Source organism: Frateuria sp. (assembly GCF_013362045.1).
Taxonomy (GTDB): domain Bacteria; phylum Pseudomonadota; class Gammaproteobacteria; order Xanthomonadales; family Rhodanobacteraceae; genus Frateuria_A.
The window spans coordinates 23,754-36,692 of sequence record NZ_JABFWW010000190.1; the positions used below are offsets into that span (position 1 = coordinate 23,754).

Genomic DNA, 12,939 nt, shown 5'->3' on the forward strand with positions numbered 1-12,939 from the left:
TCCGTCCCGGCCGCCGGCCGCATCGTCGGCCCCTGGCCTGCTACGCGTGGCCATGGGAGGAAACCCGCCCGCGCAGATGCCGCATGCGGCGCAGGAACTTCAGGCGCGCCTTGTTCACCACGCCGACGACGCTGGCATAGAGGTACTCGCGGTAGTTGAGCAGCCCTTCCTGCGTGAGCTTGCGGCGCAGAACGGCGCGGCCGTGGTGGACCGCGGCAAAGTCGTCGCTGAGCCCTACGTCACCGGCCTCGCGCCGGTTGGCGATGGCCAGGACCTGATCGATCTTGGCGCAGCGGTAGCCGGAAAAGACGATCCGCGACCACAGCAGGTAGTCCTCCGAACGGCGAAAGGCCTCGTCGAAGCGGAACGGCAGGTCGCGGCGCAGTACCACCGAAGAAGTCGGGAAGGGATTGCGCACCAGCAGCGTACGCCGGCCCACGATGCGCACTTGCACGGGCAGCTGCGGCTCGGGGGCGGGGGTGCCGCGCGCGCGCACCGGCATCTGGTGGGCGATGAGCGCGATGGCAGGGTCCGCGTCCAGCGCCGCCATCTGCAGCTCCAGTTTGCGCGGCGCCCAGGTGTCGTCGGCGTCGAGGAGGGCGACGTACGGCTGTTGCGCCCGCTCCCAGCCGGTGTTGCGCGCGAGCGATGGACCGCCGTTGGCGGGCAGCACGATCACCTTGATCCAGTCGGCGTCGTAGGCGGCCGCAACGCGGTGCAGGGCCTCCACCGTTTCGCTGCCGCTGGCGTCGTCCACCAGCAGGACTTCGGCCGGCGGCAGTGTCTGTGCGGCAATCGAGGCGACCGCCTCGTCGATGGTCTTGGCGCAGCGGAAGCAAGGGATCACCACGCTCACCGGCGCCCGCATCCGCGGGGCGTCTTTCCGGTCCGGGACATCCGCGTCCGCGGGGGCTTGCGTCACCGTGTTCATGCATCGGCCTGGCGAAGACGTATCGCCAGAGCATGGTTCGCGGGCGATCAAGGCGTCGTCAAAGCTCGCCGGCAGCCGGTACGCGTAGGGCAAAAAATGGGGCAGCCATAGGCTGCCCCCGGGGAATGCCAGCAGCGTGTTGCTTACTGGGTGAAGCCGTTGAGGTTGGGATTGGAGTAGTAGTTGCCGGACACGGAGATGTTGTAGGTGTTGGCGCCCAGCTGCAGATCGCGGTCCAGCGCGGTGCGCGTGTTGCCCGGCGAGACGTAGCGGGTGCTGTTGGACTTCAGCGTGTTGCCGGTGATCGACACGTCGTGCGTGGTGCCGCTCACGCCGATGCCGGCCAGGCCGTTGTTGTTGGCGTTGTTGCCGGTGAAGTTCAGGTACTCCGAGCTGATCGCCAGGGCGCCGAAGCCGCGGTTGCCGGTCAGGGTGTTGTTGACGAAGGTGATGTCCGAGATGTTGGCATGCAGTTCGATGCCGTTGCCGTTGTTGCCGGAGAACACGTTGTTCTCCACGCGCACGGCAGTGACCGGGCCTTCGGTCTGCGGCTCGATGTCCATGCCCGCTTCCGGCAGCGTGCCGTTGCTGTTCTTGAAGGTGTTGCCGACGATGTAGACGTGCGAGGACGGGGCGATCGTGATGCCCTGGCGGCGGTTGTTGCTGGACACCACGCCGGTCACGGTCACGTAGTCGGAGAGCACCTGGCTGCGGCTGGTGGTGATGGCGCCGACCAGCAGGCCGTCGCCCCAGAAGTTGGACAGCTTGACCTGCTTGACCACCACGTTCTGCGAGCCGGAGATGTTGATGCCGTAGCCCCACTGGCCGGTGGTGCCCATGTGCTTGACGCGGTCGCCGACCAGGTTGCCGCCGACGATGCGCACGTTGTTGACGTTCCACACCTTGATCAGCCAGTAGCGGCTGGCGCTGTTGGGAATGACTTCCAGCGTGGCCGTGGAGGCCATCAGCAGGCGGGTGTGCGAGCGCATCTGGATCGGCTTGAGCGCGTTGATCATGTAGTGGCCGGCGCCGACGTACACGGTGCCGCCGTCGGCGGGCAGCGCGTTGACGGCGGCCTGGAAGGCGGCGGTGTCGTCATGCACGCCATCGCCCAGCGCGCCCATGGTGCGGACGTTGATGGTGGTCCTGCCGGTGACCGTCGCAGGCATCGACGTCCACCAGTCGGCCGCGAACGAAGGCGCGGCGGCGAGGGAAAGGGCGACGGCGGTCAGCGCCAGCGCCAGCGGCTTCTTGAGGAAATTCTTCGCGGCAACGGAACGGGCAGACGCGGGCTTGTGGTTCTTGGCGAGGATGTTCATGGCAACCGAAGGTCTCGAGTGGTTGTCGGGTATGAGGCTTCGTTCACGCGAAGCTCACGCAAAAAATGCGCGATCGTCACGTACCTAAGCAAGCTCGACAGGGACACCCGAGTGGCGATTCCATGATCACGTTGGCAAAAGGTGGAGTGAACGCCAACCTCGCGTGAAGAAGCTGCGGCCAACTCCATCACGTTATGCGGCGCCGGGCACGCAGGCAGGCGCCTGCTCACGTCGCGCGATGCACGTACATCGCGCGCCAACGAGCGCAGGAAAACCCCTTGCGGCATGCACCCGCGCAGGCGCAGGGCAGCGTGCGCCGACGCAACCGCGGGGCCTGCCGCGATCTACATGAACCTAAGCTAATGGTCGAGCTTGTTAGCCCGGACGACGTCCTGCATGGTCCGCGTCACTTTCACGTGACGAGAGAGTCAACCCCTGATGATGAAACTACACGACACCCAGTCATCGGCTAAGCCGGCCACCGCCAAGCGCACGTTCTCCCCGAAGAAGTCCTTGATGATCGCTATCGCTTCGCTGGGACTGTCTGCCGTGGCGCTTCCCGCTGCCGCAACCACCTGGTGGAACGCCTCGCCGAGCATCTCGATCGGTTCCGCCACCATCAACGTCAAGAACAAGGGCGCGCTCGGCAACGGCTCGCATGACGACACTGCCGCCATCCAGGCCGCCGTCAATGCGCTGCCCTCCACCGGCGGCACGATCTACGTCCCGCCCGGGCGCTACATGATCAACGCGCTCAAGCCGATCCGGATGCGCTCGCACACCCGCCTCAAGCTCGATCCCTCGGCCGAGCTGGCCGTCATCCCGAACAGCGCCGGCCGCTACTGGGTGGTCAAGGTGTGGAACGTCAACAACGTCGTGATCACCGGCGGCAAGATGACCGGCGACCGCTACAGCCACCGCGGCACCGGCGGCGAGTGGGGCTACGGCATCAACGTCTCCGGCTCGAAGCACGTGCTGGTCAAGGGAGTGAGCCTTTCGAACTTCTGGGGCGACGGCATGTTCATCGGCGCCATCACCACCAGCCGCAGCCAGGTCCTCTCCGACTACGTGACCGTGAACGGCGTGGTGTCCAGCAACAACCGCCGCCAGGGCATGTCGATGGGCCCGGCAACGCATGTCTACGTGGTCAACAGCACCTTCAAGAACACCAAGGGCACGCTGCCCGAGGCCGGCATCGACATCGAGCCGCAGAAGGAAGGGCCGGTGCGCACCGTCCGCCTCGAGAAGAACACCTTCTCCGGCAACCACGGCAACGGCATCGAGCTGCACGACAACATCTCCAACATCACCATCGTCGGCAACACCCTGAGCGGCAACCGCGGCTTCGGCGCGCTGGCGGTCAGCTCGCCCTACGTCTACATCACCAGCAACTACGCGACGCGCAACGGCCTGGCCGGCGTGGGCCTCAGCGGCACCACGCACAACTCGTCCGTGCGCTACAACAAGCTGCAATACAACAGCACGCGCTACATCTCGCCGACCCATGCCGGCGGCGATTCCAACCGCGACATCCAGGTCGGTTCCAAGACCTACTCCAACTCGGTTGGCAACAACACGCTGACGCCGCGCAGGTAAGGCGATCCGTCGCAACACGGGTGGCACGGTCGATGGCCGCGCACACGCAAACGCCGGGGCAGAACACTGCCCCGGCGTTTTCTTTGTCGTCGATCAGGAAACCGGACGGGCGAAGGAGACGCCGGGCGCGTCGGTGCCCAACAGACGCTCGTAGACGTCCAGCGTGCGCTGGATGACCATCCGCTCGTCGAACTCGCCCAGCGCCTTTTCGCGGGCCTTTGCGCCCAGGCGGGCGAGCAGTTCGCGATCGTCGTCCAGGCGGGCGACCAGCGCAGCCAGCGCATCGGCGTCGCGCGGCGGCACCACCAGGCCGTCCACGCCATGCCGGGCGACCACCTCGCGGCAGCCCGGCTCGTCGGTGGTGATCAGCGCCAGGCCGGCGGCGGCGCCCTCGATCAGGCTCTTGGGCACGCCCTCGCGGTAGTAGCTCGGCAGCGCCATCACGTCGATGGTGGAAAGCAGCGCGGGCATGTCCTCGACGTGGCCCAGCCAGGTGATCACGCCCTCCTCCGCCCAGCGCTGCACTTGCGCGGGCCTGACCGAGCGCGGATTGCCCGGGTCGGGGGCGCCGGCGAGCACGAACTCGACGTCGCGCCCCTGCGCCTTGAGCTGCCGCGCGGCCTCGACGTATTCGCCGATGCCCTTCTCCCACAACAGGCGTGCGGCGAGCAGCACGCGCAGCCGGCCGTCGCGGCCGGACATGGAGCTGGGCCGGAAGCGCGAGGTGTCCACGCCGGAGCTGCGGATGACGTGGATGCGGTCCTCGGCCACCAGCCGCGCGCGGCGGAAGATCTCCGCGTCGTCCGGGTTCTGCAGCACCAGCAGCGAGCGCCGATGGTCGAGCGAGCCGCGCATCATCGCCTGCACCAGCGGGCGCAGGCAGCGCGCCTTGATGCTGTTGCTGGTGAACACGTAGCCCATGCCGGCCACGGCATTGACGGTCGCCGGCACCCCGGCCAGCCGCGCGGCAGCGCCGCCGTACACCGCGCACTTGACGGTGAAGTTGTGCAGCAGGTCCGGCTTCTCGCGGCGAAGCACGCGCACCAGGTGCCGCAGGGTCATCGCTTCGCGCAGCGGGTTGAGGCTGGCGCGGTCCATCGGCAGCGTGATCCAGCGGAAGCCGCGCGCGGCGAAGCGGCCGCCGAACGGACCCGGCGGCGAGAGCATCACCACGTCGTGCCCGTCCGCCTGCAGCCGTTGCGCGGTGGACAGGCGGAAGTTGTAAAGGTACCAGTCGGTGTTGGCGTAGAAGACGAATTTCATCGCTTGGGAGTCCCTTGCGTTGGTGCTCCAGCCCGCGCGGATCGACGCGCTAGGAATTGAAGGTGTTGCCGGAGACGTGCACGTTGGAGGTGGAGTCGTCGATGCGCAGGTCGAGCTTGTGCGAGCCGCCGCCTCCGCGCGGTCCGGAAACGAGCGACTTGAGCGCACGGTGCAGATAGCGCGTGCTGTTGGACGATAGGGTGTTGCCGGTGATCTTCACGTCACTGGTATGCCCGCCCAGGGTGATCCCGTTCATGCCGTTGCTGGCGATGGTGTTGCCGTCGACCCACAGGTTGTCCATGTCCACCGCCAGGATGCCGTAGCTGGAGTTGTCCTGGATCGTGCACTGGCGGATCACCAGGCCCGACACGTTGCGGTGGATCTCCACCCCGCAGCCCTTGTTGCCGGTCATCGTGCAGCCCTGGATCAGCACGTCGCTGACCTGGCCCTGCCCCATCGGCTCCAGGTCGATGCCCGACTGCGGCTTGGTGCCCTGGGTATCGCTGAAGGTGCAGTTGAGGATGCGCACGCGCTGGCACGGACCCAGCGACATGCCCTGGCGGCGGTTGTTGGTGCACACCACGTCCTGCAGCGTGATGTCCGAGGCCATCTCCATGTTCGCGCCTTTGCCCTTGGCGCTGATCAGCACGCCGTCGCCCCAGCAGCCGGAGATATGGGTGCCCGTGACCGTTACGTTGTGCGAGCCGGTGATGTTGATGCCGTAGCCCCACTCGCCCTGGACGTCCTGGTGCAGGTCGCGCTCGCCGACGATGCGGCCGCCGGTGATCTGCACGTTGTCCGCATCCCACACCTTGATGATGTGATAGCGCTTGAGCGCGTTGGGCAGCGCGGTCAGCCGGGCGTCCGGCGCCATGTCCAGGCGCACGTTGGAACGCAGGTTGATCGCATGCGAGGCGTCGACCATGTAGTTGCCGGCGGGCACGTGCACCGTGCCGCCGCTGCTTGGCAATGCATCGATCGCCGCCTGGATCGCCGAAGTATCGTCGTCGTTGCCGTTGCCGCGCGCGCCCTTAGTGCGCACGTCGATGACGACGTCTTTCGCGGCGACGCGGTATGACGCCGGCGCGAGCAGCGTGGCGGTGGCCAGCGCCAGGGCGCGACGCAGGAACGCCCGGCGGGCGGCTTCGTCATGCTGGCTCATGCGTGTTCCTCCCACACCGGCGTGCCGGCATCCACGCGGCTGAGCAGCCACGGCAGGGCGATCGCCAGCAGGTAGAATTTGGAAGCGAAGAACTTGTTGTCCATGCGGTCGCGGTGCGCCTCCAGCCAGCGCATCGCGCCGGGCATCAGTTCCCGTGCCTCGACCGCGAAGGCGTGCACCTGCTCGAAGCGCTCCGCGGCCAGGCCGCACAGGTCGAAGCGGAAGCTGCCCTTGGCCTTCACGTACGGCAGTTCGGCGAAGCGCCGGGCGATGTGCTTGCGTACCAGCGGCTTGTTGTGGCCGTCGCGGTCGATCAGCTGCGCGTCCGGCACCTCGCGGTAGACCCACTCCCGCAACTGCGCATCGCAGAAGGGGTAGGCCTGGCGCAAGCCCAGCGCGGTGGTCGTGTACTGCCCCTTGGGAAAGGCCGCCGCCGCCTCGGCGATGGCTGCCGAAACGCGCTTGCGCGCCTCGGCCGTGCGGGTGGCCGCCAGCTCGTCGCGGAACACCTGCAGGCGTTGCCGCGATTGCGCCGCTACCTGCCGGCCGAGCAGGCGGTCGACCTCCGCGTCGCTGAAGCGCGAGCCGGGGAAATAGCGCTCGAACGGGTCCATCCCCAGCGTCGCCAGCACGAAGCAGGCGGCGAAGCTGTGGCTGAAGGGCCGCGCATCGAACAGCCCGGCGGGAAGGGGCACGCTGCGCGCCAGCCGGGTGAGCAGCTTGCGCTTGAGGTCCACCGGCGTGCCGAAATAGACGTCCGAACCGAGCCCGTCGATGACCCCGTCGCCGCCGCTCTGGGCTATCTCGGTGGTCAGGTCGACATACGACAGCAGCGCGAAGTCGGCCGACAGCAGCGGCATGCGCGGCACCATCGCCAGGTAGCGGTCGTATGCGCGCGACGGCTTGCAGACCAGCGCCTCGTGGCGCAGGCCGAGTTGGCGCGCGACCGAGCGGGCCGAGGTCACCTCGTCCTCCTCGCGGCCGCCGAGGTAGGTCAGGCAGCGCGTGTCCGGCCGCGCTTCGGACACCGCGATCGCCAGCGAAGTGGAATCCTTGCCGCCGCTCTGCAGCAGCCAGGGCGAATGCATGCCCGCGGTCGAACGGCTGACTGCCTCGCACAGCAGGCGGTGGTAGGTCTCGAGCAGTGTCCCCTCGTCGACCGCCTGCTCCGCCGGGCGCGTCGGCGCAGGCGAAGACCGGTAGGCGAAGGTGTACTGGGGCGAGGTATGCAGGTCGCGCTCCGGGTCGAAGCCGAGGCTGGCGACCTTCACGTCGCGGTAGATCGAATGGGGCGGGTAGACGAAGGCGTTGCGCAGCAGGTCGGCGATCGAGACCGGGTCCAGCGGACGGCCGCCGCCCAGCCCCGACAGCGGCGTGAAATCCACTTCCCCACGGTAGGGTGAGGTACTGAGCTTGATGAGGGGATCGGGCTGCTGCAGTGCGACTGCGGAGGAGGCCATGGCGTCGGTTTCGTTTGCTGTGGATCGGGGCAAGGAGCGCGTGCCGCGTCGTCGCGCGGCGTCATGCTCGATGCGTTCGAGATAACAGTGCGATTGCCATCGCCGGGTGAAAACGCGCCGCCGTCGCGCGCATCCTGTTTCCGGCTTTTGCACGCGTTCACATTTGCAGCGGTGCAGCTGGCGCGTCCGCGGGAACCTGCGCCGCCTTCATGCGATCGAGCAGCCAGGGCAGCACGATCGCGAGCAGGTAGAACTTGGACGCGAAGTATTTGTTGTACAGCCGGTGGCGATGCGCCTCCAGCCAGCGCGGCGCGCCCGGCAACAGCGGCTGCGCCTGCATGGCGAAGTCATGCACCTGGTCGAAACGCAGGCGCGCCAGGCCGCACAGGTCGAAACGGAACGAGCCCTTGTGCTGGACGTAGGGCAACTGCTCGAAATGCCGCGCGATGTGCCGGCGCACCAGCACCTTGTTGGTGCCGTCCGGCGCCATCAGGTAGTCGTCGGGCACCTGGTGGAACACCCAGTCGCACAGCGGCGCCTCGCAATAGGGATAGGCCAGCCGCAGGCCGAGCGCGCTGGCGGCGTACATGCCCTTGCCGAAGATCGCCGCTTCCACGATCGTGGCCGAGACGCGGCGGCGCGCCTCCTGCGTCTTGGCCGCGGCAATGTCCGAGCGGAACAATTCCAGCCGCTGGCGCGAACGGTCGGCGACGCGCTGGCCGAACAGCGCATCGACCTCGGCGTCGGTGAAGCGCGAGCCGGCATAGAAGCGCTCGAACGCGTCCATCTGCAGCGTGCCCAGCGCGTAGCAGAGCTTGAAGTTGCGCCCGACCAGACCGGACCGGAATATCCAGGCCGGCAGCCGCAACCCGCGCGCGAGCAGGCCGAGCATGCGCTGCTGCCAGGGCGCCGGCACTCCGAAGTACGGATCCGAGCCGAGCGCATCGACGATGCCGTCGCCGCCGCGGGCGCCGATCTCGGTGGCCAGATCCGCATACGACAGCACGGCGAAATCGGCCGTGAGCAGCGGCATCCGCGGCACCATCGCCAGGTAGCGCCCATAGGCACGCGCCGGGTCGCACACCAGCGCTTCGTGGCGCAGCCCCAACCGCCGCGCCACCAGGCGCGCCGACGCCACCTCGTTCTCCTCCGAGCCGCCCAGGTAGGTTATGCAGGTGGTCTGCGGGCGCGCCTCGGCCATGGCGATGGCCATCGAGGTGGAGTCCTTGCCGCCGCTCTGCAGCAGCCAGGGCGTGCTCATCGCGGCGGTACTCTCCGCCACCGCCCTGCACAGCAGGCGATGGTAGGTATCCACCAGCGTGCGGGCGTCCACCGCGGCGGCGGCCGGCCGGGCCATCGCCGCGGCCGACTGGCGGGCGAAGTGGAAGCGCGGGCTGTCGTGCAGGTCCTGCGACGGATCGAAGCCGGTGGTGGCGACCTTGACGTCCTTGTAGATCGTGTGCGGCGGATAGACGAAGGAGTTGCGCAGCAGGTCGGCGACCGATACCAGGTCGAGCGCCGCGGCGCCGCCGGGATAGTCGGCCAGCGGCGCGAAGTCCGGCGCGCCCGCGTGCGGCGAAAGTCCGATCTGGATGCGGCGCCCCGTCGCCGCGGCTGGGACTGCGATGGTGACCGTCATGAGTGCACCCTCGATGGACGCTGCGCGCTCTTGCGCGTCGCACGCAGCGTTTACGGCCGGCTCGCAACGCAACCGGCCATGCGGCCGCCGCCCGCCGCAAGCGGCGGGCAACGGGTCAGACCACGATTCCCCGCGTCACGTAGAAGTAGAAGACCCCGCAGGCGGCAACCAGCCCCATGCGCAGCACGATCGGATTGCGCAGCGGCGAGAGCCGGTTGTCGCAGCAGATCGCCGCCAGCATCAGCGAGGCCGACAGCCACGCCGGCAGCAGGTAGCGGTTGGAGAAATTGCCCCAGCCGACGGCGAAGAACGGCAGCATCAATACCAGGTAGATGGCCGTGCTGCGGTTGATCCGGTCGCGCACCGGCTCGCGCACCAGCGGCGCGACGATGAAGGGCAGCAGGTACCAGAACAGCGAGAAGACCGCGAAATCCAGCCGCACGCCGGTGCGGTAGGTGGCGCTGCCGTCATAGGCCATCACCAGCGCATAGACGCCGGGCACCAGCGCGCCCACCACCAGCATGGTCAGGCCGCTGCAGTAGGCGAGGAATGCGGCAATGCCCAGCGCGCGCTGCAGCTTCGGCTTGAGCAGCAGCACCGGCGCGAACAGCAGGTACAGGACCGCGGAGTAATGGAAGCCGGCCGCCAGCAACCCCCACAGCATGAAGGCCCGCCACTGCCGCTGGTGGAACGCCAGCAGTGCGGTGAACACCAGCAGCGAGGCCAGCCCCTGGCGCACCACGTTGATCGAGGCGTTGGACATCACCGGCGAAACGAACAGGAACAGCAGCGAGGCGACCAGGAAGGTCATGTAGCGCGTCTCGCTCTGCAGGTAGGCGTGGTAGCGGCGGGTGGCCACCACCACGGTGGCCATCATCACCAGGAACAGCGCGCTCTGGTAGGTGGCCAGGCTCACGCCCAGGCCAGCGATGCCCGCGGTAAGGTAATAGAACACCGGCTCGAAGCGGCTCTGCACTAGGCCATGATGGGTCATCGCGTTGTACAGGCCGGCGTACACCGGCGTGTCGGTGCCGATGTCGAGGCCGCGGCTGCCCACCGCCATGTCGATGAACAGCATCACCGCGCCCACCATCATCAGCGCCAGCATCACGCGGGCGTTGGTGTTGGATGGGGTGTCGTTCAATGCAAGGGTCTGGTCCATGGTCGTCAACTCGCCTGGTCGAGACGGGGGGCTTGCGGATCGGCGGCAAGCCGCCGTGCACGGGTGAGCACGATGCGCCGTCCGTAGCGGAGCAGGCTGAGCGCGTCGGCCGCGCGCATGCGCGGCCAGCTCAGCAGCCCCAGTGCGTGCAGGCTGCGGCGCACGTCGCGCGCGGCCGCGTACATCGCCGGCATGTCGCCGCTCAGTCCGCCGGCGCCGAAAGGCGGCTTGTGCCACGAGGCCAGCACCGGATCGATGCGCGCACAGCGATGGCCCGACAGGAGCACCTGCGCCCAGAGCATGAAGTCCTCGGCGCGCCGGCGGTTTTCGTCGAAGCGGAAGGGCAGGTCCCGCCGCAGCACGATCGAGGCGGTGGGAAACGGGCTGCCCAGCAGGGGAAGCTTCGCCGGCAGCACGCGCACCGCGACCGGGTAGCGCACGACCGGCGGCGGCTGCGTGCGCGGCTGCACGTTCATAGCATGCGCGATCAGGGCGATCTGCGGATCATCGGCCAGCGCGTCCATCTGGATCGAGAGCTTCTCCGGGTGCCAGGTGTCGTCGGCGTCCAGGAAGGCCACGTAGGTCTGGCGCGCGTGCGCCCAGCCGAGGTTGCGCGCGGCGGACGGGCCGCCGTTGCGCGGCAGCGTCAGTACCCTGACCCAGCCCACCGGGTAGCTGCGCGCCACCTCGTGCAGTTGCTCGAGCGTGCCGTCGCCGCTGCAGTCGTCGACCAGCAGCACTTCCGCCGGGATCAACGTCTGGGCGGCGATCGAGGCCACTGCCGGCTCGATCGTGTCGACGCATCGGTAGCAGGGCACCACCACGCTCACCGGCGCGGTCGGTCGCGGGGCGGGAGCCGCGCCGGCGGGCGCCAGGCCGACGCTCTCGTCGCTGCGCAGCTTGCCCGCTTCATTGTTCGCTTGCATGGTCGCTCCGGTATTCAGCAAAGGCATTCGGAAATGCGCGCGGTGGCGGCGCGCGCGGCCAGCTGCGATTCGACGAGGCGCAGTTCGAGCAGGTCGCGCATGGCATGCTCCCGTTGCACCAGCCGCTCCAGCGACTCGCGCAGCGTCCGCGCGGAGAGGTTGCGCGCCTGCAGCACCGTCTCCTGGTTGCCGAACATGTCGCGGTTGATGCCGCAGGCCTTGACGCTATAGGCGATCGAGACGGTGGGCACCCCGCTGGAGAGCGCCGCGATCACCGCATGCGCGCGCGCGCCGATGAAGAAGCGCAGGTAGCTGATGACGTACTTGGTCTGCGCCGCATTGAAGGTGTTGGGCATCGTCTTGACCGCATCGCCCAGGTCGGCCAGCCGCTCCAGCAGCGGCGCCATGTATTGCGCGTCGCCGCCATGCACGTCGTCGCGCAGGGGGTCGGCGTGGGGGATCAGCAGCACGCCCAGCCGGTAGTCCTTCACGGCGCGGCGGATGAAGGTTTCCAGCTCCGCCTGTACGTTCTTGTCGTGCCGCTTGTGGCGCTCGACCAGGCGGCTGACGTTGAGGCCAAGCACGTGGCCCTCGCCGCGGGGCCAGAACGGCTTGAGGTCCACCGGCTCCTTGCCGAGCATGAACGAGGGCTCGGCCATGCGGATCACGTTGCGCAGGCCCAGCTTGTGGATCAGGTAGTCGTGGCTCATCGATTCGCCCGTGGCCACGAAATGCATGCGCGCCAGGTGGCGCGTCACCGGCTCGACGAACTCCGGCTCGCGCTCGAACGGACCCACCGAGGCACCCCACAGCACTACCGGCTTGCCCATGTCCATCGCCCAGGCGTCCACGCTCATGATCGGCGTGGGGATGCGGTAGTCGAGCGAGTAGTTGTCCCCGCCCACGGCCAGCACGGCATCGACCGTTTCCAGCTGGCGGCGCAGCCAGTGGGGCATCGGGAACGGCCAGCCCGCGCGCTTGATCAGCGGCAACGGCAGGCTTTGCAGATGCACCCAGTAGCGCGTCGGCGGCGGCAAGTAGGCGCGCACGAAGCGCACGCCGTAGTCGGCGGCGTGCGCCCATTGCGCACTGTCGCGCGCGATGTTGACCGAGGGCACCAGCACCTCCACCTCGCCGAACTGGTCCTTCAGCAGGGCGGCCGTACTGCGCACGATCGCCTCGCAACCGCGGTTGCGGAACGTGCGCTGTCCGGAGAGGTAGAAACGTTTCACGGAGCGTCCTGGCTTAAGGAAGTGCGGGAGATGGCGTGCCGCGACGGTCTCGGCGGCTTGAGGCGGCAGCCGGCGGATGCAGCCTCGCCCGGCGGGCGGATCGACCGGCCGCGCCTCCGGGCAACCGGCGACGGGCACCTGCTCAGGCCGTTGCCGCAGGCCGCAGCGCGGCTGCCGACGGCACCGGGACCGAAGCGAGCGACCGCCCGCGCCCGATGCCGTAGTAGGCCAGCCCCGCCTCCTCCACCT

Annotated in this window: 10 protein-coding genes; 1 reads left to right on the forward strand and 9 read right to left on the reverse strand. The window is 68.3% G+C overall.

Annotated elements, in window-relative coordinates:
* Positions 1-40: 40 nt before the first annotated feature.
* Positions 41-856 (reverse strand): glycosyltransferase family 2 protein, encoded by an 816-nt coding sequence (locus HOQ08_RS08855; RefSeq protein ID WP_291193409.1) that lies wholly within the window; start codon positions 854-856, stop codon positions 41-43.
* A gap of 218 nt (positions 857-1,074) precedes the next feature.
* A complete protein-coding gene (locus tag HOQ08_RS08860; RefSeq protein ID WP_291193411.1) occupies positions 1,075-2,250 on the reverse strand; it encodes a right-handed parallel beta-helix repeat-containing protein in 1,176 nt (391 codons plus the stop codon).
* 516 nt (positions 2,251-2,766) lie between these two features.
* Between HOQ08_RS08860 and HOQ08_RS08865 the strand changes: the two genes are divergently transcribed.
* On the forward strand, positions 2,767-3,846 hold the full coding sequence (locus tag HOQ08_RS08865) for a right-handed parallel beta-helix repeat-containing protein (RefSeq protein WP_291193413.1): 1,080 nt from the start codon (positions 2,767-2,769) through the stop codon (positions 3,844-3,846).
* Positions 3,847-3,939: 93 nt separating this feature from the next.
* Here the strand turns inward: HOQ08_RS08865 and HOQ08_RS08870 are convergent, their stop codons facing one another.
* The 7 genes from HOQ08_RS08870 to HOQ08_RS08900 all read right to left on the reverse strand — a co-directional run bounded on the left by HOQ08_RS08870 (position 3,940) and on the right by HOQ08_RS08900 (position 12,690).
* Positions 3,940-5,109, reverse strand: a complete 1,170-nt coding sequence (locus HOQ08_RS08870) for a glycosyltransferase family 4 protein (RefSeq protein ID WP_291193415.1) — start codon at positions 5,107-5,109, stop codon at positions 3,940-3,942.
* Positions 5,110-5,158: 49 nt separating this feature from the next.
* Positions 5,159-6,271 carry a right-handed parallel beta-helix repeat-containing protein gene (locus HOQ08_RS08875; protein ID WP_291193417.1) on the reverse strand — a complete coding sequence of 371 codons (1,113 nt, stop codon included), beginning with the start codon at positions 6,269-6,271 and terminating at the stop codon, positions 5,159-5,161.
* Positions 6,268-7,731 carry an asparagine synthase-related protein gene (locus tag HOQ08_RS08880; protein ID WP_291193419.1) on the reverse strand — a complete coding sequence of 488 codons (1,464 nt, stop codon included), beginning with the start codon at positions 7,729-7,731 and terminating at the stop codon, positions 6,268-6,270. The genes HOQ08_RS08875 and HOQ08_RS08880 overlap by 4 nt, the downstream gene beginning before the upstream one ends.
* 157 nt (positions 7,732-7,888) lie before the next feature.
* Positions 7,889-9,370: an asparagine synthase-related protein gene (locus HOQ08_RS08885; protein WP_291193421.1), complete on the reverse strand. Its 1,482-nt coding sequence runs from the start codon at positions 9,368-9,370 to the stop codon at positions 7,889-7,891.
* Between the two features lie 115 nt (positions 9,371-9,485).
* Entirely contained in the window at positions 9,486-10,532 is a 1,047-nt protein-coding gene (locus tag HOQ08_RS08890) for an EpsG family protein (protein ID WP_291193423.1), read from the reverse strand.
* A gap of 5 nt (positions 10,533-10,537) precedes the next feature.
* Positions 10,538-11,458, reverse strand: coding sequence for a glycosyltransferase family 2 protein (locus HOQ08_RS08895; RefSeq protein ID WP_291193425.1), 921 nt, complete (start codon positions 11,456-11,458; stop codon positions 10,538-10,540).
* Between the two features lie 14 nt (positions 11,459-11,472).
* The gene (locus HOQ08_RS08900; protein ID WP_291193427.1) at positions 11,473-12,690 is read right to left on the reverse strand and encodes a polysaccharide pyruvyl transferase family protein; all 1,218 of its coding nucleotides are present in this window, start codon (positions 12,688-12,690) and stop codon (positions 11,473-11,475) included.
* Positions 12,691-12,939 lie beyond the last annotated feature (249 nt).

What these genes read in the sequence shown, in the direction of transcription:
- HOQ08_RS08860 (WP_291193411.1), bottom strand. Translation starts at nt 2,250, where the DNA reads ATGAACATCCTCGCCAAGAACCACAAGCCCGCGTCTGCCCGTTCCGTT.
- HOQ08_RS08865 (WP_291193413.1), top strand. Translation starts at nt 2,767, where the DNA reads ATGATCGCTATCGCTTCGCTGGGACTGTCTGCCGTGGCGCTTCCCGCT.
- HOQ08_RS08870 (WP_291193415.1), bottom strand. Translation starts at nt 5,109, where the DNA reads ATGAAATTCGTCTTCTACGCCAACACCGACTGGTACCTTTACAACTTC.
- HOQ08_RS08875 (WP_291193417.1), bottom strand. Translation starts at nt 6,271, where the DNA reads ATGAGCCAGCATGACGAAGCCGCCCGCCGGGCGTTCCTGCGTCGCGCC.
- HOQ08_RS08880 (WP_291193419.1), bottom strand. Translation starts at nt 7,731, where the DNA reads ATGGCCTCCTCCGCAGTCGCACTGCAGCAGCCCGATCCCCTCATCAAG.
- HOQ08_RS08885 (WP_291193421.1), bottom strand. Translation starts at nt 9,370, where the DNA reads ATGACGGTCACCATCGCAGTCCCAGCCGCGGCGACGGGGCGCCGCATC.
- HOQ08_RS08890 (WP_291193423.1), bottom strand. Translation starts at nt 10,532, where the DNA reads ATGGACCAGACCCTTGCATTGAACGACACCCCATCCAACACCAACGCC.
- HOQ08_RS08895 (WP_291193425.1), bottom strand. Translation starts at nt 11,458, where the DNA reads ATGCAAGCGAACAATGAAGCGGGCAAGCTGCGCAGCGACGAGAGCGTC.